At 44.6% G+C, this 26,598-nt stretch carries 12 protein-coding genes; 6 read left to right on the top strand and 6 right to left on the bottom strand.

The window, feature by feature from the left end:
* The first annotated feature begins 150 nt into the window (after positions 1-150).
* The 4 genes from KWJ01_RS15110 to KWJ01_RS15095 all read left to right on the top strand — a co-directional run bounded on the left by KWJ01_RS15110 (position 151) and on the right by KWJ01_RS15095 (position 14,006).
* Entirely contained in the window at positions 151-4,926 is a 4,776-nt protein-coding gene (locus KWJ01_RS15110) for a fibronectin type III domain-containing protein (RefSeq protein ID WP_224997465.1), read from the top strand.
* Between the two features lie 295 nt (positions 4,927-5,221).
* Positions 5,222-11,719: a fibronectin type III domain-containing protein gene (locus tag KWJ01_RS15105; protein WP_224997463.1), complete on the top strand. Its 6,498-nt coding sequence runs from the start codon at positions 5,222-5,224 to the stop codon at positions 11,717-11,719.
* Between the two features lie 123 nt (positions 11,720-11,842).
* Positions 11,843-12,997, top strand: a complete 1,155-nt coding sequence (locus tag KWJ01_RS15100) for an acyltransferase (protein WP_224997461.1) — start codon at positions 11,843-11,845, stop codon at positions 12,995-12,997.
* Between the two features lie 70 nt (positions 12,998-13,067).
* Complete coding sequence (locus KWJ01_RS15095) at positions 13,068-14,006, top strand: sulfotransferase (RefSeq protein WP_224997459.1); 939 nt, start codon at positions 13,068-13,070, stop codon at positions 14,004-14,006.
* A gap of 72 nt (positions 14,007-14,078) precedes the next feature.
* Here KWJ01_RS15095 and KWJ01_RS15090 read toward each other — a convergent pair whose 3' ends face one another.
* From KWJ01_RS15090 to KWJ01_RS15075, 4 genes are all read right to left on the bottom strand, one after another.
* Complete coding sequence (locus KWJ01_RS15090; protein ID WP_224997458.1) at positions 14,079-14,810, bottom strand: SDR family oxidoreductase; 732 nt, start codon at positions 14,808-14,810, stop codon at positions 14,079-14,081.
* Positions 14,807-16,144: an FAD-binding oxidoreductase gene (locus KWJ01_RS15085; protein ID WP_224997457.1), complete on the bottom strand. Its 1,338-nt coding sequence runs from the start codon at positions 16,142-16,144 to the stop codon at positions 14,807-14,809. Before KWJ01_RS15085 ends, KWJ01_RS15090 begins: the two co-directional genes overlap by 4 nt.
* A gap of 13 nt (positions 16,145-16,157) precedes the next feature.
* Positions 16,158-17,063 (bottom strand): decaprenyl-phosphate phosphoribosyltransferase, encoded by a 906-nt coding sequence (locus KWJ01_RS15080; protein WP_224997456.1) that lies wholly within the window; start codon positions 17,061-17,063, stop codon positions 16,158-16,160.
* Positions 17,064-17,186: 123 nt separating this feature from the next.
* Positions 17,187-18,158 carry an endonuclease/exonuclease/phosphatase family protein gene (locus KWJ01_RS15075; RefSeq protein WP_224997455.1) on the bottom strand — a complete coding sequence of 324 codons (972 nt, stop codon included), beginning with the start codon at positions 18,156-18,158 and terminating at the stop codon, positions 17,187-17,189.
* Between the two features lie 511 nt (positions 18,159-18,669).
* Here KWJ01_RS15075 and KWJ01_RS15070 point away from each other — a divergent pair.
* Both KWJ01_RS15070 and KWJ01_RS15065 read left to right on the top strand, forming a co-directional pair.
* A complete protein-coding gene (locus KWJ01_RS15070; RefSeq protein WP_224997454.1) occupies positions 18,670-22,653 on the top strand; it encodes a PA14 domain-containing protein in 3,984 nt (1,327 codons plus the stop codon).
* Positions 22,654-22,872: 219 nt separating this feature from the next.
* On the top strand, positions 22,873-24,144 hold the full coding sequence (locus KWJ01_RS15065; RefSeq protein WP_224997453.1) for a right-handed parallel beta-helix repeat-containing protein: 1,272 nt from the start codon (positions 22,873-22,875) through the stop codon (positions 24,142-24,144).
* A gap of 202 nt (positions 24,145-24,346) precedes the next feature.
* On the opposite strand, the gene KWJ01_RS15060 is transcribed toward KWJ01_RS15065, so the two are convergent.
* Together KWJ01_RS15060 and KWJ01_RS15055 are read right to left on the bottom strand one after the other, a co-directional pair.
* Positions 24,347-25,009 (bottom strand): TolC family protein, encoded by a 663-nt coding sequence (locus KWJ01_RS15060; protein WP_224997452.1) that lies wholly within the window; start codon positions 25,007-25,009, stop codon positions 24,347-24,349.
* Positions 25,010-25,046: 37 nt separating this feature from the next.
* Positions 25,047-26,534, bottom strand: a complete 1,488-nt coding sequence (locus KWJ01_RS15055; protein WP_224997451.1) for an O-antigen ligase — start codon at positions 26,532-26,534, stop codon at positions 25,047-25,049.
* Between the last annotated feature and the right edge of the window lie 64 nt (positions 26,535-26,598).

Raw genomic sequence — 26,598 nt, 5'->3', positions numbered from 1 at the left:
GATGCTCCCCTATAGCCTCTGGATAATGCATTTCAGAGGAAAAAACTTTTCTCCCTGTATCACTTTCTTAATTTTTTAATAAGGTTCTGTTTTTTTATGAAAAAAATGCTGTTCCTCCTGCCTCTGATGCTGTGTTACAGCTGGGGGCTAATGGCTCAAAATTGTCCGCCCCTACCCCCATCGGACAATAAGGTCTATAGCTGGTGCTATACCCCCGATATTGGCACCAACTGGGATACCTCGCCATACAAGGCATACATTATTAATGGCATGCCTTTCCGACTCCTCTTTCCTAAGGATTACAATTCTACTGCGGCTGCTAACAAAAAATACCCGCTCATGATTATGATCCATGGCATTGGTGAAAAAGGCACAGATAATAACCACCAGCTCCAGTATGGTGGTAAGAACCACCTGGATGCAGTTAACAGTGGCAAATACGATGGATTTGTGATGGTTCCGCAATCGCCAACTGAGTATTTCAATACGGCAGAACGCACTAAAATCCTACAATTTGTAGCATATGCCATTCAGAATTTCCGGGTAGATGAATTCAGGGTACAGCTCCAGGGCTATTCTGCAGGCGGAGGCACTGCCTGGAAGCTTGCTTATGAAAACCCAAAGGTATTTTGTGGTATCATTCCTATGTCTTCTGCAGATGCAACAGTTGCCGGATACGCCCCGGTGCTTAAGTATACAGCCGTATGGCACTCACAAGGCGGCAGAGACGACAGCCCCAAGCCGGTATCGGGCAATAATGTAGCCAGCAAGTTTAGGGCTGTAGGTGCAAACTACCGCTACCAGTATTATCATGAGCTTGGCCATGGCACCTGGAAAGCCATGTACCTGGAGCCTGATTTCTTCTCCTTTATGATGCAAAATTCTATCCTGCGCATCCATGCCCTGAATTTTAAGTACAATTTCTGCAGCGGCGAGGTAATAGCAGGTACGCTGGGTGTTAAACAGGGATTTGAAGGATATGAGTGGAGAAAAGATGGTGCAGCCATTGGCGGCAGCACCAATGAGCTTCAGTTTTCCGGAGAAGGCCAGTATACCGTGCGTATCAAGCACAATGGAGTGTGGTCGGCATGGTCGGCCCCTCTACGGGTACAACGCATACCTGCAACAGCAACGCCCTCTATCACAGCCACTGGTCCTACAGCCCTGCCAACACTCGATGGCAGAACTTCAGTAACCTTGCGAGCGCCCAAAGGCTTCCAGAACTATAAATGGTCTAACGGCTCCACCCTCGATAGCCTTGTGGTAAAAAGTGCCGGCTCCTACACCGCCTCTGTTACAGAGGCCTTTGGCTGCCCCAGTGCCTCTTCCGCACCTGTTATTGTTACTGTAAACAAGGTGGGTGTACTCCCGGCACCTGGTGGCTTACAAGTGGCAACGGCATCGGAAAGCCAGCTGGATTTGAAATGGACCGACAACAGCACCAATGAACTGGGGTTTGAGGTGTACCGTGGCAAGACAGCTTCCGGTCCTTGGGTACTGGCAGCGCAGCTTCCAGCCAATACCACCAGCTACCAGGATAAGCAACTGGAAACTTATACCCGCTTTTACTACGCTGTGCGTTCCTGGAATAATAGTGGTGGCTCACAATACGCCAATGGCAGTGGCAAAACCCTGGCCGATGTTGCAGCTCCTGCTGCTCCGGGAGATCTGCAGGTGATCAGGACCAACAGAAGCAGTATACAGCTAAGCTGGCTCCCTTCTACTGATAATGCCGATCAGCAGAAAGACCTGGTGTATGAAATATACACCAACAACAAAACCACGCTGGTGGCCACTACTTCTAAAACTGAATGGACAGTGAGAGATCTGCCTGAAAAGCAGCGCTTCAATTATGCAGTGCGCGCAGTAGATCAGCAGGGCAACCGTTCGGAGTTCAGCAACCAGGCAAGCGCAGTTACCATTATCAATGGGTTAACATATACTTATTATGAAGGGAACATCAATACGGTTAACGAAATAAGCGGTCTGCCCATTGTAAAAAAAGGATGGTCCTCTAACCTTGATATTGTTTCGCACCGGCAAAAGAACGACTACTTTGCTTTCAGGTTTGATGGTTACCTGAACATTGCCACAGCAGGTACTTATACCTTCTTTACCAAATCTGATGATGGCAGCACTGTACTGGTAAATGGTAACCTGGTTGTGAATAATGATGGCATCCATAACAGCACCAATGAAAAATCTGGTACTATTAGCCTTACTGCAGGCTTTCATCCTGTTACTGTACTTTACTTTGAAAGAAACGGAAGCGGAGAAAAGCTGGAGGTACGCTGGCAGGGCCCCGGCATTAGCAAACAGCTAATAACCGATGCAGCTTTCAGAGAAACCTCCGGCCTGCCCGGCCCACCGGCTGCTCCCGCATCAGTAATTGCTACAGCCGTAGATTATCACAGCAACCTCATTAAATGGACTGACCACAGCAGCAACGAAAGCGGTTTTGAAGTATTCAGGAGCACCACCAATACAGGTCCTTTTGTGCTGGTAAAGACAGTTCCGGCCAATGCTACGCAATTCCAGGATACAGACCTGGCCGCTGCTACCAAATATCATTATAAAGTACGTGCAGCAGGCAGTACAGGAGAGTCTGATTTTGCAGGCAAAGGCATTGATGGTATCTGGGTAAATGCTACCACAAAATCTGCCACAGGCACACTAACAGCCCCTGCCTTGCTGGCTGCCACTCGCGAAAGTACTACCAATGTTAGGCTAAGCTGGAAAGACAACTCCGGCAATGAAGAAGGCTTTGAGGTTTACCGAAATGATGAGCTGGTAAAGCGGGTTAATAATAATGCAACTGCCTACCTGGATGTTAGTGCTAGCGGCACCACCAGCCATGCTTATAAAGTAAGGGCATATAACAGCAGCGGCACCTCCGGCTGGAGCAATACTATCAGCATTGGTCTGCAGAACCATGGCACCAACAAGCCGCCGGTTATTGCCAACATACCCACTGTAGTAGTAGCACCGGAGGGCAGCACCACAGAAGTTGCATTCGATATATCTGACCCGAATGGCGATGCCCTAAACCTGATCAGCAGGTACTTACCTCCTTTTGCCAGTGTGGCAAAAACCAGCGCCACCAAAGGTAAAATTGTAGTTAACCCTACTGTAAAGGATATAGGTTACCATACCGGCATCCAGATTACCGCTACTGATGGGTCGCTGGAGTCGGATGTTAGCTTTAGCATCAATGTTAAGAACAGTGAGAAAACATCCACTTACATTAACTTTACTTATGCACACGCTGAACTGGCGCAAAAGCCCTGGAACAACACAAATGTTTTTGCGGGCTCTGCCAATAAGATCATCCCCGGAAACAAAAACCTGCTGGATGAAAACGGCAAAGGCACCGGTTATTACATAACCCTGGTACAGCCGTTTTCAGCAAATAAATCTTATGGCGAAAACAGCCTGTATGACGATGGTCTGTTTCCTAACGCTGTTACTGAAAGCGCCTATATCATCAACCCGGGTAAAACAGCACAGTTTAAAATCTCCGGCCTGAAGGCTAACCTGCGTTACAACCTGGTTTTTTATGGCAGCAGCATCTATAAAAGCAACAATGGCAGCACCAGGTATACGGTAGGCTCGGAAACTGTTACCCTTCACGTACAAAGCAACAGCGAAAAAACTGTGCAGATCAATGGCATTAAGGCCGACGCCAATGGTGAGGCTTGGGTTACAGTAAGTGGTGCCAGCGATGCTACAAAAGGTGGTTACCTGAATGCACTGGTCATTGAGCAGTATGATGATAACGGGCAGGTATTGCGGCCAGGCAGGTTAACAGCTGCAGCTACATCTTCAACACAAATGGAGCTTAGCTGGACAGACAACTCCCACCAGGAAACCGGCTTTGAAATCTGGAGGAGAATGCTGCCGGCAGGTTCTTTCGCAAAAGTAGCCACAACCTCTGCCAATGCCACCAGCTACACAGATAATGGCCTGGCTGCCAATACCGGCTATGAATATAAGGTAAGGGCCGTTAGTGGCTCCCAGTTCTCTGCCTATAGCGAAACCAAACAGGCCGCCACACTGCTGTACGACCTGCTGCTGAATGTTAACAAAGATACCCAGGCGAAAGCAGACCTGCCCTGGAACAACCTGAACAGGCTTCCGCTCACCGGCTATACCTGGTACAACCTGAAAGACAGAAACACGGCAAGCACATATATTAACTTTAAGCTGCTCGAAGGCTTTGACGGAGGCAATAATTTTGGTCCGGATGCTAAGGGCCTTGGTCTCTACCCCGATAAGGTAATCAAGAGCTTCTACTTCAACGAGATTGGAACCATTGCCCAAATCAGGGTGTATGGCCTTGATCCTGAACTCCTTTACAACTTCCGCTTTTTTGCCTCTACCGCTTTCGGAACAGAAAATGGTGTGAGCGAGTACAGGATCGGTAACAAAAAAGCAACCCTGGATGCGCAGGCTAACCTTAAAAACACCGCTGTTATCAGGAACATAGAAGCAGTGAACGGAGAGGTGATCATTGAAGTGGAAGCCGGTGAGTTTGCCCGCTATGGTTATTTGTCAGCACTGGTGATAGAAGCCCGTGATGGATCAAAAGAAATAAGCGGCAGCAGCACTACAGTTTCTTCCAGAACAACAGATGCTGTAAGCATGAAAATGGCAGCTGATGAGCCTATACAAGCTGCTTCTGTTTACCCCAACCCATCTGATGGCGAATATTTTGTGGATTACACAGCCCCTGCAGAAGGCAACTGCCTGCTGCAGGTAACAGATATGAGAGGCAAAATAATATATAGCCAGGAGGTTAGGGCCCAGAAAGGAGATAATTACTATGCAATTGATTTAAGACAGCAGAATATTGACAAAGGCATTTACATCCTCAGGATTGTAGCGGATGATAGCCAGGTCAGGTTTGTCAGAATCATGAAACAGTAACTGCGACATTGTTAGTTTTAATCTAAGATTTTACCTGAAAAAGCAGCCTGATGGCTGCTTTTTTCGTATAAGGTGTAAGTTTTTCAAGGTATTGATCCGGATAAGCAATAATCAGACTCATGATTTTCAGTTTACCTTACAAGTACCCATTATACCAAAAGCAATAATAAATATAATTTTTTCTACTTAAATATCAATTTTTTGCTTTTAACTTTTCTTTATCCAATAAATATTTAATTTTACGACTTTAAAGCTTACATATAGCATACAAGCAACTGTTATGTAATTTTTTGATATGAAAAAAACTCTACTTCTCCTTGCCATGCTGCTGTGCAGCAGTATTTCTGTTATTGCCCAGGATAAATGTGAACCACCAAAATCCCCTTATGGAAATGATGACAAAGTACATGAATGGACTTACAAAGATAATTTAGGTGCCTGGACAAAGGAATATAAGCCCTTCATAATAAACGGAATGCCATTCCGTTTGCTGTATCCTAAAAATTGGGAATCAGATTTGATTAACCACCCTGATAAAAAATATCCACTGATGATCATGTTGCATGGTATTGGTGAAGATGGGTACAGCAGTTGCTTTGACAATGATGAACAACTGAAGGATGGTGGAAAAATTCACCTGGATGCACGCAATAGTGGAGAGTATGATGGGTTCATTATGGCTCCTCAGGCTGTTGGTTGCAAACCCACAGACACGAATTGTAGCAGTGTATTCGATTCGGGCGAACGAAATGCAATTAGGTTGTTCATTGATCATGCTATAAAGGAATTAAGAGTAAATGAATACCGTGTAATGCTACAGGGATATTCCGCAGGTGGCGGTGCCGGGTGGAAAATTGCATATGACAACTACACAAAAATTTCAGGTGCCATATTAATGTCATCCGCTGAACCTGGCGTTCAACCACACCATCATAATTCTAGCAATTTTGTTGAGAGATTAAAATATACCTCTTTATGGCATGCCCAGGGTGGCCTGGATGGAAGGCCAAGACAATCTGCAGCAGAACAGATAGAAACATCATATACAGCAGCAGGAGCCAACTATAGACTTCAGTTGTACCCTAAAGTTGGACACGGTACTTGGAAGGTAATGTACCATGAGGATGATTTTTTTTCCTATATGATGCGTACCCATATGTTACGCCCTCATGCCCTTAAGTTCAAATCAAACTTTTGCCCAGGCGAGGAAGTGCAGGGAACAATGGGTATCAAACAGGGATTCTATCAATATGAATGGCAGAAAGATGAGGTAACCATTCAGAAGGACAATAGAAATGAATTGGTTTTTAACGAGGAAGGATCATACCGGGTAAGAATACAGAAAACAGAAAACAGCAGCTGGTCAGAATGGGGGCCTCCACTGGAAATCAAAAAAGTAGATTTTACACCTCCTGTAACAATAAAAGCATCTAGCTCTACAGCAATTCCCACACTCGATGAAAAGTATTTTGTAACATTAAGAGCACCTAAACTTGACCTTAATGGACAACCCTATCAAGACTACGTATGGTACAAAGATGATAGAATAATAGAAAACGAAACAGCTGATAGTTTAGTCACATCTCAAGCAGGCAACTATACAGTGGTTGTAACAGAACGATTAGGTTGCCCCAGTCCTGTACATTCCAATGCAATAACTGTAACTGGTGAAATAAACAGTAACCTGCAACTTCCCTCCAATTTTACTGCTGCTGCAGTATCAGAGACAGAGTTGATATTGACATGGGACGATAATAATGCAAATGAAACTAGTTACGAGCTGTATGCAAACAGGACTAATGAGTCACCTTGGGAACTGATTGCTACATTACCTGCAAATACCAAGAGCTTTGCTCACAAAAACCTTAATTTTTATACCCGCTATTTCTATAGACTTAGGGCTGTAAATAACAATGGCAGCCATGCTTATCTTGAAAAAGACTATGCAAGGACAAGCGGAAAAACTAAGAAAATTGATGTGAGCAGTTCTGCTCCCACTGGATTAAAAGTTAGTAGTTCTTCCAGAACTCACATTTCGTTACAATGGAACCCGCCAGCAGGTTTGAATAATGAAGAGGGTGTTATTACTTACGAAATTTTTGATGCTGTAAATCAGCAGGTAATTGCAACCAGCACAATAACTGAAATTACCCTCAACGATCTTGCAGAAAAGCAATGGTACACTTTCGCTGTAAGAGCTGTAGATCTTTATAAAAATAAATCACCTTTTAGTAATCAGGTTACTGCCGGCACTTTCAATCAAGGCCTCAAATACAGCTATTACGAGGCTACGCTGAATTGGATAGATGAAATTCCCCCACTTACACCAGTGAAAACAGGTACAGTCGCAACTTTCAACATCAATGCAAATCCTAACAGACCTAATGATAAGTTTGCATATAAATTTGATGGCTATATAATCATACCAGAGTCGGGGGAATACACATTCTACACCAGATCTGACGATGGTAGCAGATTATATATAAATGATAAAGTAGTTGTAAATCATGATGGAACTCATGGTTCAGAGAATGATAAAAGTAGTGAGGTACAGTATTTAGCCGCTGGTGCTCATAAAATTCAGGTACTATATTTTGAAAAAACTGGTGGTGGTGAAATGCTACGTGTGAGTTGGGAAGGTCCCGGTATAGTCAAACAGGAAATTCCTGCTTCAGCACTTAAGGATGAATACACCCAACCGAATACTCCTGTTGCACCATCAGCTTTTACAGCGACCACAAAAGACCATCAGAGTATATTACTCAAATGGACAGATAACAGCACTAACGAAACAGGCTTTGAAATAAACCGCAGCACGAGCAATGATGGGCCTTTTGAATTTGTAGCCACTGTAGAGGCTAATAAAGTAGAATACCTGAACAGTAACCTGCAACCTGACACGCGATATTACTACCAGCTAAGAGCTCTAGGCAATGGTGGCGGATCTGCATTTATCGGTAAAGGTGATGATGGCACATGGGTAAATACTAAAACCGATATTGGCTCTGGTAGTACTGAAGTCAATGCACCTACAGAATTGAAGGCAGTACGCCAGAACGATACCAGTGTACTACTTGAGTGGCAGGATAATTCCACTAATGAAGATGGTTTTGAGGTATACCGGAACGGTGTACTATTGGCAACAACAACAGCCAATAAAGTAAGCTATCTTGATCAGACTGCAGGTGGCACAACAACCTACGGTTATAAGGTAAGAGCTTTCAAAAGCAGTAGCTTTTCAGATTACAGCAATACTGAAACCATTCTGGGCACTAATCATGCACCCATCATGACAAAGGTTGGGAACTTACAGGTCCGCTACGAAAACATAACACAGATCAAGTTAATAGCTTCGGATAAAGATAAAGATGCACTCACCTATAGCGCTACAGGTCTTCCAGGATTTGCTACAATAATACAAAATGAAGATGGTACTGCAGATTTAAAAATTCACCCGCTGCGTGCTGATGCAGGTACTTATGAAAATATTTTACTGAAAGTAACAGACACAAAAGGAGGTACTTGTTCTGAATTAATATCCCTTGTTGTTGGAGAGAATGCCGCTCCCGGATTCTTCAATCCTGTTACCCTTACCCTTTATGAGAAAACCAGCAGGACTGTTGATTTAAGTGCTTGGGATGCTAATGGAGAACTACTTGATTTCACCATGGAGGGAGCCCCCTCTTTTATAGTACTTTCTAATAAAGGAAATAATTCTGCCTCCCTTACCATCACACCAAATTATGGTCATGCCGGTGAATATAAGTTTGCCGTAAAAGCTACAGATCCTTTGGGTGCAGTCAACTTCGTAAATATAAATGTCACAGTTGCAGAGGTTGTTACCAATCAGAAAGTCTTGATAAACTTCAATGATAGTTTTCATGAACAGGCACAGGCGCCTTGGAACAATGTAGCAAGATATCCATCTTTAGGCACCAAACTCAATAATGCATATAATACAGAGGGTGTCTCTACATCAACCGATATTAGATTTATAGATGGGTTTGGACGTGCAGAAGGTGGAACAGTAACTGGTAGCGATGCCAATCAGGATTTCCCTGATGCTGTATTAAAAACTCATTACTACGGCTTTACAGATCAGGAGAGACAGATCAAAATCAGCGGGCTTAACCCTGACCTTAGCTACAGTTTCACAATTATTGGTAGCAAGGCCTATGCAGAAGATGTTCAAATCATTACCATATACAATATCAATGGCATAGATAAGCAACTTGATGTTAGAAATAATACGACTAACTCAGTTCGTTTCACGAATATTTCTACTGCCACCGGAGAAATCATCTTGTCAGTACGCCCGGAAGACCCTAAGCAGTACTCCTATATCAATGGCTTGATCATAGAATCAGAATACATAGATAATTCACAGTCACTAACACCAACGCAGCTTAGCACAGTATTAACAGAAAGCGGTTTAGTGAATGTTAGCTGGGTAGATAATGCCTACAATGAATCTGGATATGAGCTACAGAAGAGTATTGATGGTACTAACTTCAGTCAGCTGGCATTGCTGGAGACCAATAGCATGAGCTTTACTGATGCTGATGTTAATTCAGGCGCTACCTACCATTATAGAGTGAGAGCAGTAGCCTCCAATTCTAATCTCTCCTCTGCTTGGAGCGAAGTTTCAATAATAACAATAGAATCTGATGACGCCGAAGATCCTGGAGATGGTGGTGATACTGATAATCCTGGAGATAATCCAGATGAGAATCCAGGAGATGACCCAGGGGATGATCCAAATGAAAATCCAGGAGATAATCCTGGTACCGGAAACACAGGTCCAGCACTTATAGCTGATTATACAGGTGTTATGCATACTGTGCAGGGCATGGAGAAAACCTACACTTTTACTGTAACAGACCCTGATGTTGATGATCAACTTTCACTAATTATCCGCTATCTGCCTTCATTTGCTACACTGGAGGAGTATGATGCTGTAAATAAAAAAGCAGTTATAACCTTAAAACCAGAGTTGAAAGATGTTGGCTACTACAATGGTGTGCAGCTTACAGCAACAGATGGAGAGTTAGAGGCAGATGTGACTTTCAGCATTAGCATCACAGAAAGCGATGTAATATCTACATATGTTAATTTTATGTATGATTATCCGCTTCGTGCATCCAGACCATGGAACAACACTAATAAATGGCCTTCTAATGCGAATATTAGTTCTCTGCGCAATGAGAGCAATGAGGTACAACCCTACACGATCAGCCTAAGAGGAACCTGGAATAAATTTCAGGCATGGGGTGAAACCTCACTGGACGATTCCGGGGTTTTTCCTAATGCCACTACTAAAACCGCTTATGTTATCAATAAAGGCAGTAAAGGCCAGGTAAATGTTACCGGATTGAAAGAAGGTAAAATCTATAACTTTATTTTCTTTGGCAGCAGTGTCTATAAAAGTAATGGCGGCAATACCATCTATCAAATAGGCAGCGAATCTGTCAAACTACCTGTTCAAAGCAATATTGAAAATACTGTTCAGATCAATGGCGTTAAGCCGGTAAATGGCAGTGTTACCATAAATGTAAGCAGTGAGGCAACAGATCATGGCAGCTTCCTGAATGCTATGGTAATAGAAGAATATACCGATGAAAATATACTGTATAGCCCTGGTAAGCTTCTGGCCCATGCAAGAATACAGCAAAGTGGTAACAACAAATGGACACATCTAATCGAGCTAAAATGGATAGACAGGAGCAAGGGTGAGTCCGGTTTCAAAATTTACAGAAGAACGTTACCTGCCGGAGCTTTCAGAGAGATTGCACAGACTGAGCCAAATGCAACTACTTACACCGATATGGAAGGCCTGGTGGAAGATACAGGGTATGAATATTATGTCAGTGCTGTAAAAGGTAGTGTATCTGCAGAAAGCAACATGGCTCAAACAGCTACACTTAAGTCTATTGTATTGCTGAACTTTAACTATGGTGGTTCTTACAATGCCCCTTCCCCACCCTGGAATAATACTAACTTGATACCAAGGGAGTACACAAAATCTAACCTGAAAGATTACAAAAATTCCGGAACTCCTATCGATTTTCGAATTGATGAGAACTTTAATGGTTATAATAACAAAGGACCAGTAGCAAACGGAACAGGTGTATACCCTGACCCTGTAAGTGAACAGTTTTATTTTGTTGAACTGGGTTCAACGGCACGTCTGAAGTTTTTTGAATTAGATCCAAACCTGGTATATAACTTCCGCTTTTATGCTGCCTCTGTCTTTGGCAGTGACAATGGTGTTACCCTCTACAAGATCGACAACAAACAGGTTAGCCTGGATGTACAAAATAACTTAACGAAAACGGCAATAATAAGGGACATAGTAGCACCTAATAAACAAGTTACCATTGAGCTGGAAGGTGGAGAGTATGCCCGCTACGGTTACATCAATGCATTGGAAATTGAAATTCGTGATGGCGCTAAAGAGAAAGAGGGGGCTAACCTTGCTAGCAAATACAATAATGAAGAAGCTACCGCTACTGCAGGTATTACAGATGAGCCAAACGAAGTGACCACCGTTTACCCTAACCCAACGCGGGATGAGCTTTTTGTAAATTTCCTGGCTGAACAGGAGGGCAGGGTAACACTCCAGGTGATGGACCTACAGGGCAGAACCGTGTACCTGCAAGAGGTTCAGGCACAGGAAGGTGACAATGTATTCAGGATGAACCTGGGCAGCGAAAATATTAGCAAGGGAATGTATATTTTACGAATAAAATCTATGGATTTTACAAGTAAAGTTGTTAGATTTATGAAGCAATAATCAGAGGAGTAGTTTCACTAAAAAGATGTCCGGCTATGTCGGGCATTTTTTTTTGCCTTTACGTATAATGGTTAATCCCATCGTATGTATCTTTAAAGAACTTAGAATATTTTTCTAATTTTTATGACTAATTATATCCGATCTCTGGATGGAATAAGAGCCCTGGCTGTTGCACTGGTTATGCTGTTTCACTTTCAGCTGTTTGATGCCGGCTGGATAGGCGTACAAATCTTCTTTGTTCTATCTGGTTTTCTGATCACCCGTATTCTGCTGCACGAAAAAAACCAGTCCCTGGACTTTTACCTTAAAAGGTTTTACTGGCGCAGAGCTGTGCGCATCTTTCCACTCTACTTTACCTACCTGCTACTGGTAAGCCTGGTGTTCCTGTTTGTTTCCATGCCGGAATCCACCACTAGTATGCTGCCCTATTTATGGACTTACACCTTTAACTTTACACGCCTCTCTGCCGACTGGACCCACTCCCCTCTTTTCACTCATTTCTGGTCGCTCTCGGTAGAGGAACAGTTTTACTTGGTGTGGCCCCTGCTGGTCTTTGTGCTTTCAGAAAAATGGCTCAAACGCATGCTACTGCTCATCATTGCTGCAGGGCCAATTGCCAGATACCTGCTGGGTGAGTGGCTTATTGGCGGCAGCCTAAGTGATGAAGCTGCCGGTGAAGCAATCTACTGGTCTACCCTAAGCCACTTCGATGCCTTTGCCATGGGTGGTGCCATTACTCTTTTCAGGCTGCCGGAGAGAATAATGTATCCGGGCCGTTTACTGATTGCTGCCACATCTTTTACAATTTTGGTTGGTGGCTTAAACTGGTACCTGCTGGAAATGCAGGGTGCCGAACAAAATCTTCATAATTTTGGGTATGGAGTGGGTGTAATTCAAAACTATCAGCACGTTTGGTCGTATACTTTGCTGAACTTTTGCTTTGCAGCCTTCATCATAAGTTTAATTACCAGCAACAGCTTATCAAAATTTTACCCATTACGGCTTTTTGAGCATCCGGTTATGGTAGCAATTGGCAGGGTATCTTATGGAATGTATGTTTTTCACTGGGCCATTATGGCCGTTTTTATCAAAGTGATGGCACCCATTACAGGAAAAGGATGGTTATCTTTCGTCTTATATTTCTGCCTGGTGTGGCTGGTTTCCTGGCTTAGCTTCCAGCAGTACGAAAGCAGATTTTTACGCCTGAAGGACAGGCTGTTCAGTACAAAAAGAGCAAAACAAGCAACCAAAGGCAAAGCTGAAGTAGTGCCCCTATAAAACTGCAGTATTCTGCTGCTATTTTCAGTAGCAGTCAGACTTTTTATATTTACCGGATTTACAAATGATTATGAACTCTTTGTTGCCAACATTTCTTATTATCGGTGCAGGTAAGTCAGGTACTACCTCACTGCATAAATACCTGGATCAACACCCGGAAGTATTTATGTGTCCGGTGAAAGAAACTAACTTTTTTGAATTAGAGGGAGAAGAGCTTGTCAGAAGCAGAAAGCAGGACCCTGAGCGCTTTAAGCACTATCCACAGTCTGTCACTGTATGGGAGGAGTATGTAAAACTTTTTAACCAGGCCACCAGGGCAAAGGCCATTGGCGAAACCTCTCCTATGTACTTGTATGGTAAGCGTTCGCCCGAAAATATCCGCAAATACCTGCCAGAGGCAAAGCTGATTGTTATTCTTCGTGAACCTACCAGCCGACTCTACTCCCGCTACCTGCACCTTGCACGAGATGGCAGGCTGCCTACACCAAATTTTGAGGATGCCCTGGATAAGAATAATACTGTGTGGTGGACACGGAACGATCTGGTGCAGGAGGGCTTTTACTATAAACACCTCTCCCGCTATTTTGAGTTTTTTCCCCGGGAACAGATCAAGATTTTCCTCTACGAGGATTTGCAGAAAAACCCTGTAAAGGTGATGAAGGAACTCTTTGGCTTTATTGGTGTAGATGATAGCTTTCAGCCAAACATGGAAGTTACCTACAACCTGTCTGGCAAGCCCAAGAATGGCTTCATCAATTCACTGATTGGTGCCGATGGTGTTTTGATCAAATCTGCAAAGGCAGTATTACCCGGTGGTGTGGTAAAGCTGTTGAAGAAAAGTACTGCGTCACAAAAAATGGTGCAAAACATCAGGAAGAAAAACCTGGAACGTCCGCCAGTAACACCAGAAGTGAAAAAGCGCTTCTACAGCGAAGTCTATGCCGATGATATCGATAAACTTGAGAAGCTGATCAACCGTGATCTTTCCCGCTGGAAACCTAAGGCTTAAGATATTACTGCAGCCCCGGCCTATCATCAGTGGCCGGGAAGCACCTATTCAAAAAAATGAACCTCTGTACTTTCAGAGGTTCATTTTTTTGAATACAGCTTCAGGTATCATCCGGATGTTCTGCATGATAAGCTGCCAGACCGGCAGCACCCACAGCACATTTGTTTTCTTTATGTACGCTTTAAAGATAGCTTTACCCACCTGCTCCGGGCTGGCGGTAAGCGGCTTTGGCAGTTTCAGGTGCTCTGTCATACGGGTGGCCACAAAGCCTGGCTTTACCGTTACTACATGCACACCTGCTGCCGTAAGCCTGTTGCGCAGGCCGGAAAGGTAAGCGGTTAAGCCCGCCTTTGCGCTGCCATACAGGTAGTTGCTCTTACGCCCTCTTTCTCCTGCCACCGAGCTAACGCCAATGATGCAGCCCTTCTTTTTCTGTTCATAATCATTTGCCACCAGGTTGAGAATAGAAACAGCCCCTGTATAATTGGCATCAATAATCCTTTTAGCCTCCTCCCAGTCTGCCTGCGCTTTTTCCTGCTCCCCCAGGTAGCCAAAGAAAAGGGCAGTGACCTCTGGCTGGTGGGGCAGCCGGGAGTAAAAGTCAGCATGGCTGCCAAAGTCTGCGGCTTCAAAAACCAGTGTGTGCACTGGTACATTGTAACGAGTCTGCAGATCATTTTTCAGTACGGCAAGTTGCTTTTCGTTTCTGGCAGCCAGTAATAAGCCCCAACCCCTTTGGGCAAACTCCCTGGCAGTGGCATAGGCCATATCAGAGGTAGCCCCTAAAATCAAGATGTAGTTCATGCTGGTATGGCCAGTCTTTTTCGCTGTAGTGAAACAAATTTATGATCAGGATCGAAGCTTTCCAGACTCCTGATGAAATCTACGGCCCCGGGATAGCCCCTAAAAAACATTGATGACTTCATCCTGGCATCTTTGGAGAGGTAGATGCGCCCTCCCAGTTCATGCACCAGCTCATCGAGCTCATCCAGGAAAGGGAAAAGTCCATCACAAACAGGAAAGTCCAGGGCAAGGGTGTAGCCTTCCATGGGAAAAGAGATCAGGCCCTGCTCCTGTGGTCCAAAAAGCTTAAGCACCGCCAGAAAAGAACCCATTCCTTTTTTGCTGATGCGCTGCAGAATAGTAGTAAGGCCTTCATAACTGTTGTGCAGGGGCAGTACAAACTGGTACTGCACAAAACCTTTGGGACCGTACATGCGGTTCCAGTGGTGCACGAAATCAAGAGGGTAAAAAAAGCTGTCGTAGCTGGCAATACTGCTCTGCTGCTGCTTCCTTAGCTTATGGTAGTAGGCAAAGTTGAAAGCTTTAATTGAGTAGCTGTTTAATGTAAAAGAAGGAAAGTTAAAGGGAACGGAGAGCTTCAGCTTGTCTGAAAGCTGCAGGGGAGCCTGCTGCAGCTTCCGTGGCAGCTCCTCTGCCTGTGCGTGTTCTCCCAGCATCAGTATGCTTCTGCCAAGGCTGTCACCGCTTTGCAGACAATCGATCCAGGCAACGGTGTAGGTAACATCCCTATACTGCTCAAAGAGCTGGAATACCTCCTTTAGATTAGCAGCCTTTAGCTGGGTCTGCTTAATGTAGGCAGTCTCTATTGCTTTAAGCTGAAAACGTACCCTGGTAATGATGCCGGTAAGCCCCATACCTCCGCAGCTTGTCTCAAACAGTTCTGCATTGTGCTCACGGCTGCATAACACCTGCTCCCCCTTACTGTTCATGAGGCTAAAGTCGAGCACCCACTTGCAGAAAGAGCCTTCCTTGTGGTGGTTTTTGCCATGCACATCAGAAGCCACGGCACCCCCAACAGTAATGAATTTGGTACCAGGAGTTACCGGCAGGAACCATCCTGCAGGCACTACCAGTTTCAGTACCTCTTCCAGGCTTACCCCCGCCTGGCAATCCAGTATTCCCCTGTCCCTATCAAAAGAAATAAACTTGTTAAAGCGCGTGGTGGAGACTACTGTTTCACCCAAGGATGCATCGCCATAGCACCGGCCCCGGCCGCGGGCAATCAGTGATGCCGATTTTCCAATAATTTCAGCTATTTCTTCTTCTTCCCTGAAGTGGAGCTCATCTGCTTCCAAACAGGGATACTGGCCCCAGTTGGCAATAGTTTTTTTCATTAACCTGAATGGCTTAAAATTTAGGGAAGTAGAGTATTACGTAAAAGCAGATGATCCAGCCAATGATGGTAATACGAATAAAAGTATCGTTGAAGAGTATCCTGGTAGGATAGCCACTTTTATTTTCCACCATGGTAATCTGCAGGTAGCGCATCATACCTGCAATTACAAACACCGCGGTTATATAAAGCTGATTAGTATCATGTCTTTGAATAACATCAGGTGAAATTGTGTACATAATGTAAGACACCATGATGATGGCAGAAATCAGCGTAAGGCAGGAGTCTAAAAACTGTATGTTGTAATTCTCCACCGACTTCCGCACCTGCTGCCCCGACTGCTGGAAAATCATCAGATCGTCGCGCCTTTTGGCCAGTGCCAGAAAGAGCGCCAGCAAAAACACCATGATCACCAGCCATTGGGTAATGGCTACCCCAGCCAGCAAACCACCGCCAACAATTCTTAAAATAAAGCCCAGCGCTATAATAAAAAGATCCAGCAGGGCAATGTTCTTAAGGCCAAAAGAGTAAGCAAGGTTAACAGTAAGGTATATTGCCAGGGTGGCAAAAAAAACAGGATCAAGTACCCAGGCCAGGAGCATACCTGCGCTTAGTATGATAAACATTAGGGTAAAAGCAAAAGGAATGCCTATAAGACCAGAAGCCAGTGGCCTGTTTCGCTTTTCAGGATGAGCCCTGTCCTTTTCAATATCATTGTAGTCATTGAGAATGTATACAGCACTGGCAACCAGGCTAAAAGCAACAAAGCCTGCAAAAAGAGAAGAAAGGGCGTTTACATCGAATAATTTACCAGCAAAAAATAGCGGAATGAATAAAAACAGGTTCTTTACCCATTGCTTTACCCGTATCAGCCTTAAAATTCCGGGTAATTTCAGAAGAGAGAGCGCATAAGAAATCATAATCAAAAAGTAAAATCAATCCTGGCTAATAAACACAAATTACATTTATTAAACTTAAAATAAAAAATATACAAATTAATTACTTTAAAATGTTGAGCATTTGCTTTGGGGATAACAGTTATCTTATTCTCTTTCTGTAAAATAGTACCAGCCTTCTGTTGGAAAGTGCGCACTGAACGGAACATCCTGCCTTGTATTGAAGTGCAGGACTTCTACTTCTTTAGAGACGAACTGATGATCTATACGTAAAAAAAACATTTTTGGATGATTGAAAGTAAAACCAAACCCACTCCCTTCTTGTTCGAAGGCATTAACCAGTTTATCATCCAGTATCTGGTAAACGGGGCTGTAGGGCGTACTGTTTAAATCGCCACATATAATAAGCGGGTACGGGCTGTTATCTGTTATAGCCAGCACTTTGCGTAACTGTTCCACCCTCTCCTGCTGACTTTTCCTGAACGACCAAAATGTTCTTTTGGCAGCTTCTTTAAAACCCCGCTCTTTATTCTTATATAGAATACGCTGTAGCTGGGCAGACTGCAAATGCGCATTCACTACCCTAACCGTATCATTGTAGATCTTTACATCTGCCCAAATGCCCCTGTTAAACCCGGTGCGACCTATGAATAACACACCTTTATCTACAATAGGGTATTTTGAATAGATTGCTACACCAAACTGGGACCTGTTAATGCGCAGGGTATCTGTAGAAATGTATGAATGTACCCAGCCCTCCTGCCGAAGCCTGGCATCTGTATTAAAAATTGTGCTTCCTGAAAAAGTATAAAATTCCTGAAAGCACTTTATATCTGCGGTATTGTTAACTACCCAGTCTATATACGCCCTTGTATCTGCAGTACTGCGCAAGATGCCAGAATCGGCTTCAAAATGATAGCCTTTGGGCCTGTTAAAATGGCTTACATTATAGCTTAAAACCTTGATTGCTCCCGGACCAGGGCTCTTTTCCCCAGAAAAAGCAACAGTATCATTTACAAGCCCTAAGCCGGCCACTACAGCCACCACCGTAAACCCCAGCCACCAGTTGGGCCTGATCAGGCCAGGCAGCAGCCAGAGCAGGTTAACGATCCACAACAAAGGAGCCAAAAACCCTAAAAGTGATAAACCCCACCATGCTTCAGGTGAAATTTTAAGAGCAGCTAAGCAGGCAAAAAACAGTAGAGAGAGCGCAACTGTAAGTGCTTTCACGGCCAAAAAACTAGCTTTAATTAAATTTTAATACCTATAATTTGATCAAACCTGTGCTTCCTTACATGCCCAGGCACTTCCACACTTTTTTTGCAAGATAGTACTATTCCTCAAGGTATTTAGATTTAGCTGGCAAAGTTGTAGAAGCCTTCCACAACTTACTCACACCGTTAGTTATTCTTGCCTCTGTTTAAGCCACAGCTTTAGCCATTTAATATAGAATCTGACTCTGTAAGTGTGGGATTAATACAACTAATTTTTTTAGCGCCACACCCCCTATACTTGCATTACACAGCAACAACTTACTGATCAAACACTTGCCGACCCGCAAATCACTGCAAGTAAAACCGAGAAAAAGTTGACAACGGAAAATTTAAAAATAGCATAGAGGGACAGCTGTATGAACACAAATTTTATCAACAAACTACTCCAGACGATTATTGCCTTTTCTCTGATTGCTCTTTTTTCCTTCCTATCATTTTCTGCAAACGCACAAGACTGCGGCTGCGATCATGTAATAGGACCGGATAAGAGCTATGTAAGAGCAGCCGACATGCCTGATGTAAAACCAGGAGACGTAATTTGCATTACGGCCGGTGTAAGAGGCAGGCTTGTTCTTAAAGATTTTAAGGGTACCAAAGAACAGCCCCTGATCTTTAAAAATTGCGGCGGACAAGTGGTCTTCGAAAACAACACTGATCTTGCCGGTACCTTTACCTTTGCCAACTCACAGTACTTTCGTGTAACGGGTACTGGCAGCCCGGAGCATAAGTACGGCTTTCTGATCAAAAAAGGCGGAAACAGCTCTGCCATGTTTGTGACCAAATCAGACTTTGAGCTGGACCACATCGAGATTGCCTCTGCCGGTTTTGCAGGCATTATGGCCAAAATCGACCCCAACTGCAATAACACAGAATACCACCAGGGCAACTTTGTGATGGAGAATATCTCCATTCACGATAACTTTATTCACCATACAGTTGGTGAAGGTCTTTACATTGGCCATACCTGGTATTTTGGCAAGCCTTCTGATTGCGGCACCCTTTACCCACATGCAGTAGAAAACCTGCGCGTGTACAACAACATTACCGAAGATACCGGTGCAGATGGCATACAGGTAAGTGCGGCCACTAAAAACGTAGAGGTATACAACAACACCATTCGCCGCTATGGAGCAGATCCTTTCAAACCTGTACAGGTAAACGGCCTGCAGATAGGCGGTGGCTCAACGGGTAAATACTACAACAACCTGATCATTGATGGCGGCGGCATGGGCATCCAGTGCCTGGGCATGGGTGATGTATACATGTACAACAACCTGATCATCAGGGCTGGTGTAGATGGTATCTTTGTAGACGAAAGAGGTACTGTACTGCCCGGCAAGGCATTCCACGCTCACAACAATACAGTGGTGGCTCCAAAGCGTGATGCTATCCGCATGTACTCCAGAAACACAACCGGCAGCACCTTTGTAAACAACCTGCTGGTGGCCCCCGGAAGCCTTAACCTTAACTACTATACCAGGAACCAGTACATTTACATCATTGATAAAACTGTAAACTACAGCGAAAACAACAACCTTTTTGTTCCTACTGTGGAAGAAGCCGGTTTTGTGAATGCAGGAGCCGATGATTACCAGCTGCAGGCAAAAAGCTCTGGTGTAGACAAAGGTGCACCTCTCTCCTATTTTGGCTTTGACTATAACAACAATCCAAGACCACAGGGTGCTTCATTTGATGTTGGCGCTCATGAGTTTTCAGCTAACGATCAGACTACTCCTAACGAGCTGCCAGTTGTAAGTGCAGGTGCCGATCAAACAATTACCCTGCCAGCAGACAGCCTCCAGCTAACAGCATCGGCCACTGATACTGACGGAAAGATTGTCTCGGTGATATGGACCAAAGTAAACGGACCAGCAGCAGATCTAAGCGGTGTGAACACGAACACGCTTAAGCTTGCGAAATTACTGGAAGGAACCTACACCTTTAGGTTTGCAGCAACAGACGATGCAGGTGCTGCTCAGTCTGATGATGTGGTGGTTGTGGTTAAGCCCGCTCCTGCAGCTCCGGTTCCGCCAGCCAACCTGCCTCCAGTAGTTGATGCGGGTGCAGACAGAACTATTACCCTGCCTACCAACTCCCTTTCATTACTGGCTACAGCTACTGATTCTGATGGCACTATTGCTTCAGTTAAATGGACACAGATCAGCGGCCCAACAGCTACCATGGCTGGCCAGGCTACCAACAGCCTTAGCTTAAGCAATTTGACAGAAGGTGATTACAGCTTCCGCTTTACTGCAACAGACGACAAAGCTGCAGTTACTGCAGATAATGTAATTGTAACGGTTAAACCTGATCCTACACCAGCACCTCCGGCACCAAATGAGTTACCTGTGGTAAGTGCAGGTGCAGATAAAGCCATTACATTGCCAGAAAACAGCCTTACCCTCACTGCCTCTGCCAAAGATGCCGATGGAACCATTACTGCTGTAGCCTGGACAAAAGTTAGCGGACCTGAAGCCAGCCTGAGTGGCCAGAACACCACCAGCCTTGCCCTTAGCAATCTGCAGGAGGGTACTTATACCTTCCGCTTCACTGCTACCGACGATGCAAAAGAATCTGCCTCTGACGAAGTACTGGTAACCGTAAACCCTGCGATAGTTGCGAAAGAACCTGCAACCTCAGACAATCAGGGCGTGAACTACAGGTTTTATGCTACCTCTAACAAGAGTTCATGGAGCAGGCTGCCAAACTTTAACGCACTTACGCCCACAAAAACAGGTGTGGTAAGCAATTTCAGCCTGAGCCCTACAACCCAGCCTAACTACTTCGGATTTGTATTTGAAGCATACGTGCAAATAGATGAGCCTGGCACCTATACATTCTACACAAATTCTGATGACGGCAGCCAACTGTTTATCAATGACTTATTGGTTGTAAATAATGATGGTTCTCACAAAGTTCAGGAGCGTTCCGGAACAGCAACACTAACAGCAGGTAAACACGCGATCAGGGTAACCTATTTTGAAAAAAACAGCGATGAAATGCTTGAAGTGAGCTATGCTGGCCCTGGATTTGAGAAGCAGCGGATTCCGGCTGAAAAGCTCTTCACTACCAATAATCAAACCGGCAGCGAGGCCGACAGAACAGACAGCCCTGATGCACCTGCGGCAGATAGTGATACGCCAACAGACCTGACTGCTACCCTTAACAGAAACACCGGCCTGGTTTTCCTTACCTGGGCTGACAACAGCAGCAAGGAGTCTGGCTATGAAATCTACATGAGCAACGACAATAACGGAAGCTATAAGCAGGTTGGCAGCACCGGATCTAACAAGGAAAACTACACCGTAGGTGGCATTGAGCACAACAAGCTCTACTACTTTAAAGTAAGAGCTAAGGTGAATTTCAAAAACACTTCCTTCTCTGAAGAAATTGCAGTTGGCACCGGCGACGACACTTCAGTTGAAACAGGAGATCCACTTAGACTGAACAAGCAGATCCTGGTTAACTTTAACAATGGAATGAATGCTTCAGGCCCCTGGAATAACTTCGACACTGACCCGAACCCACTGTACAGACTTTCTGCCCTGAAAGATAATGCAGGTAAGCAGACTTCTGTTAATATCACACTCCTTACGCCATGGGGTTATGCCAGAACAGGCACCAACGGTTATAACGACCTGGGTATGGTTACTGGTAAAAACACTGGTGTATACCCCGATAAGGTAATGCAAACATGCTTCTGGTCAGAGCGTGATGAGGCAGAAGAAATGGAAATAGGTGGTCTGGAACCAAACCAGTACTATTCATTTACCTTCTTTGGCAGCCGCAATGCAGGAGGCAACCGTACTACCCTTTACACCATCGGTAAAAACACGGTTTCACTCAACGCTTCTTTCAACACCCGGAAAACGGTTACCATCAACAATGCCAAGGCAGATGCTACAGGTAAAATCAAAGTGCTGGTTCAAAAAGGCAGGAACTCTAAGTTTGCTTACTTGAATGCCATGACCATTGAAGCTACCGGTTATGTTGATAGTAAGAAAGTAGCCAAGGGTGCTGCTGCAACAAACCCGGTAACACAGGAGCAGGACAGCACTTATGAGGGCCAGACCCGTGATTTGATCGAGTACAGTGTATATCCTAATGCCGCCAAAGATCACATCATTCTGCGCTACGAATACACCAGGGAAGATGTAAAGCTGGATATTCAGATCCTTGACTTTTCCGGAAATGTTCGCTTAACGGCATCAGAATTTACGAATGATGAGAACGGATCAATTCGCATAGAGCTTGATCAGGATAGATTCCCGTCTGGTTATTATATCATCCGGGTAGTATCTACCTATGGTGTAGAAACCATCAGGTTCCTAAAATTGTAGTCTTAACCAATAATTAAAAGCCGGCGCTGCCGGCTTTTTTTATGCCCTTTCCGTTCTATTGTAGTATATTCTTATACTTTTGAGTAGCATACACCCTGAACAGTCGGGGTACAATACAGCCTTAGCAGGATGAAGAAATATCAGTTTTTATTTTTACTAGTCTTTTTTACTAGTCTAAACTCAGCAGATTCCCAGGCACAGGACTGTGACTGCGACTATGTGGTGGATACAAATAAGAGCTACATCAGGGGATCTGATATGCCAGGCGTTAAACCAGGCGATGTGGTGTGCATTAAAGCTGGCGTGAGGGGAAGGCTGGTTTTCAGGGAGTTTCAGGGCACCAAAGAGAAACCTATCATATTCAAAAACTGCGGTGGCCAGGTAGTCTTTGACAACACCGAAAGAGCCGGCACCTTCAATTTCGAAAACTGCCGTTACTTCAGGGTAACAGGCACTGGCAGCCCGGAGCATCGCTACGGTTTCCTGATCAGGAAAGCGACTAAGGGCACTGCCATGTATGTTACAGAATCAGACTTTGAGCTCGACCACATCGAGATTGCCTCTGCCGGTTTTGCGGGCATTATGGCCAAGATGGATCCTAATTGTAAAAATGAGGAATACCACCAGGGCAACTTTGTGATGGAGAACGTCTCCATTCACGATAACTTCATCCACCATACAGTTGGTGAAGGTCTTTATATTGGCCATACCTGGTATTTTGGCAAGCCTTCTGATTGCGGCACCCTTTACCCACATGCAGTAGAAAACCTGCGCGTGTACAACAACATTACCGAAGATACCGGTGCAGATGGCATACAGGTGAGTGCAGCCACTAAAAATGTAGAGGTATACAACAACACCATTCGCCGCTATGGAGCAGATCCTTTCAAACCTGTACAGGTAAACGGCCTGCAGATAGGCGGTGGCTCAACGGGTAAATACTACAACAACCTGATCATCGATGGCGGCGGCATGGGCATCCAGTGCCTGGGCATGGGAGACGTATACATGTACAACAACCTGATCATCAGGGCTGGTGTAGATGGTATCTTTATCGACGAAAGAGGTACTGTATTGCCTGGCAAAGCATTTCACGCTCACAATAATACAATCGTCGCTCCCAAACGCGATGCTATCCGCATGTACTCCCGCAAAACAGAAGGCTCTACTTTTATCAATAACCTGCTGGTTGCTCCTGGCAGCCTGCCTAAAAATTATTATTCGAGAAACCAGTACATCTATATCATCGACAACACTGTAAATTTCAGCCAGAGCAATAACCTGTTTGTTCCTACGGTTGATGAAGTACTGTTTATGGATGCCGCTGCCGATAACTACCAGCTGAACCCGCAAAGCCCGGTTATAGACAAAGGCACTCCTCTACCCTACTTTGAGTTTGACTACAACAAAAATCCACGCCCACAGGGTGCTTCTTTCGATGTTGGCGCCCATGAGTATACAGCCCAACCGCCCATGCAGTCGGGCAGGTAACAGACTTTACTTATATAAGTACATGAAATTAGATAGAGTTTACTGCCTCTTAACCACAAACCGCAGCTTAAGCATTAGCGGATGGATCGCATCCCCAGCAGCGAAACAGGGCAGCAAATAATGCACTCCCTGAAGAACGTAAATGCTGTTAAAGTTACGCCAATAAAAAAGGCTCCTGTTGGAGCCTTTCACTGATTATTGATTATTTAACATCTTCCAGTCTAACACCTATAAGAGATTCAAGCTCCAGCTTGGCTTTAATGTAGTTCGTTTCTGCAGCAAGCTTTTGTCTTTGCTGGCTCATGTACGCCCTGGCAGATTCGTTGTACTCATCCAGCAACAGCTGTCCACGCTTGAAGCGTTCTTCTTTCAGCTCAAACTCTGTAGTGGCACTCTCGAGCATCCGGGCTTCCATTTCAAGTACCTGTTTTTGCATCAGGTAGTCCTGGTAGCGCTGCAGTACCAGGTTCCTGGTTTGTATCTTCTGCTCATCGGTGGCAAGCTGGGTGAGCCTAAGATTTTCCTTTGCTGTTTTAATCTCCATAGGCACCTTTAAGATCATGCCAGGCGAAAAGGAGATGTTAAAATTATATTTAGGCCAAAAAGCAGTTCTACCATCAGGTAAATCACGCGCGCCAATGGTGTACTCATTTAAGTTAGAAGAAAAAGTAAGCCTATCCAGCCACGACCAGCGGGCCATGGTAACAGCATTCTCCGCAATTATAATCTGAGATTGGGTTGCAATGTTAGAGGGTAGGTTTTGCCAGCTCAAACGCACCAGCTTTTCTGCAAAATCTTCATTTGCAACAGAGGCCGCCGGTATGATCCTGTTGTAATCCACCTGCTGCGCAGCTGAGTAACACACAGGCATTGCTAAAAATGGCAGCAATAAAAAAAGCCGTTTAGTGAATAGTTTCATTATGAGTAGAGGTTGAGTTGTCGTCGATCGTTTTAAGTCTGAACATCAGCACCAGGATACAAATATTGACAATATCTGCCGGTGGGTATGACACAGCATTTTGTGCTATGTTACCAATGGTGATTGCAAAAAAAGCTGCCATATAGGCGGCATAATAATTCTTGATGACCGGGTCTCTCGATCGGAAAAAATTCCGCACCCCTATCATCAGCGTCACAAAGTATAACCAGCAGGTAATTGCCAGACCAATATAACCTGTTTCCAGAACCGTTAACATATAGCCGCTATCGGGAGGAAAACCAGATAGGTAGTGTCCCGGGTAGTATTTTTTGCCTGCATTGGAAGTTGTACCTACACCACCTCCCATCGGATGGGTATGCATATAGGGCTGTATCAGGTCCCTATTGGCTTCCCTAACCTGCATGGAGGGATCGTCTGAAGGCTGGAAAGCCGTTCTGATACGGCTTAGCGTGCCGCCATAAAAAGGGCCAAACATCAATCCAACACCTGCAACAAAAGCAATTACTGCAAACACCAGGGTACGACGGCTGGTAATGGTTAGCATTACATAAAATGCAATACCAACCGGTACCATTACATAAGCAGTACGTGTACCGGAATAACTCATACCAACTAGCATACACAATGCTGCAATAACCAGCAGCACTTTTTTATAGGCTTTATATGGCCCCAGTGCCAGCACAAGTGTTGTAATTGCTGAAAAGGCCATGATTACCCCAAACGAACTTACCTCTCCCAGTATTGACCACTTTCTTAACTGGCCATTAATAAAGAAAAGTTTGTAGCGCACCGGGTCGCTCATTACCCATTTAAGGTCAAAATCGGGTAGCCCCACCAGCTCCTGGTACATGCCGTACAAGGCTGCAATAAATGCAAACGCAAGGCAGGTGATGGTGAAATTTTTTACATCAGATTTAGTCTTGAAGGCATGCAGGGAAAGTACAAAAACAGATACCTTAACAGCTATACCCCGCAGTGCCAGGTTAAGCCATGCTTCTATGTTGAATGCATTGGGGTTGGCAACCTGTATAAACAAATATCCGATGGAGATAAAAAAGGCAACTGTGATAGGATTTTTGAGTGGTTCGGCAATTTTACTTTTCCTGTACATGACACCCAGCACCCCTATTACCAGTATTGCATCAGACACAGTACCAGTGGGCAGATCATATATACCCGAAATACGCCTTACCACAAAAATCAGGTAAGAAAGAATGACAGAGGCAATCAGCGCCTGCAGGGGATTGCTGAAGCAAATCCAGGCCATAGGCAGGCCTATCAGCAGGCACAGCGCATATACGCCAAAAACCCAGCCTTTGCTGACCATCAGGAAAGTAAGCGCAATCGATCCTCCCAGCAATATCAGCAAAAGCAGTATTGAGCGAATGACAGGATGAACACCACTATTCTCACCCTCGTTAATCCTTAATAGATTGATAAGCTGGGGCATTTTAAAGAAACATCATCTTTACGAATATATATATATACACCGCCGCCAGAAAAACAAATACAAG

This window comes from Cesiribacter sp. SM1 (assembly GCF_020178975.1).
GTDB lineage: Bacteria > Bacteroidota > Bacteroidia > Cytophagales > Cyclobacteriaceae > Cesiribacter.
Note: the sequence above shows the minus strand (reverse complement) of the source record. Positions and strands in the feature narration are given on the sequence as shown.

Coding starts and splice junctions, on each gene's coding strand:
- KWJ01_RS15095 (WP_224997459.1), top strand. CDS start 13,068: ATGAACTCTTTGTTGCCAACATTTCTTATTATCGGTGCAGGTAAGTCA.
- KWJ01_RS15100 (WP_224997461.1), top strand. CDS start 11,843: ATGACTAATTATATCCGATCTCTGGATGGAATAAGAGCCCTGGCTGTT.
- KWJ01_RS15080 (WP_224997456.1), bottom strand. CDS start 17,063: ATGATTTCTTATGCGCTCTCTCTTCTGAAATTACCCGGAATTTTAAGG.
- KWJ01_RS15055 (WP_224997451.1), bottom strand. CDS start 26,534: ATGCCCCAGCTTATCAATCTATTAAGGATTAACGAGGGTGAGAATAGT.
- KWJ01_RS15070 (WP_224997454.1), top strand. CDS start 18,670: ATGAACACAAATTTTATCAACAAACTACTCCAGACGATTATTGCCTTT.
- KWJ01_RS15110 (WP_224997465.1), top strand. CDS start 151: ATGGCTCAAAATTGTCCGCCCCTACCCCCATCGGACAATAAGGTCTAT.
- KWJ01_RS15105 (WP_224997463.1), top strand. CDS start 5,222: ATGAAAAAAACTCTACTTCTCCTTGCCATGCTGCTGTGCAGCAGTATT.
- KWJ01_RS15085 (WP_224997457.1), bottom strand. CDS start 16,144: ATGAAAAAAACTATTGCCAACTGGGGCCAGTATCCCTGTTTGGAAGCA.
- KWJ01_RS15090 (WP_224997458.1), bottom strand. CDS start 14,810: ATGAACTACATCTTGATTTTAGGGGCTACCTCTGATATGGCCTATGCC.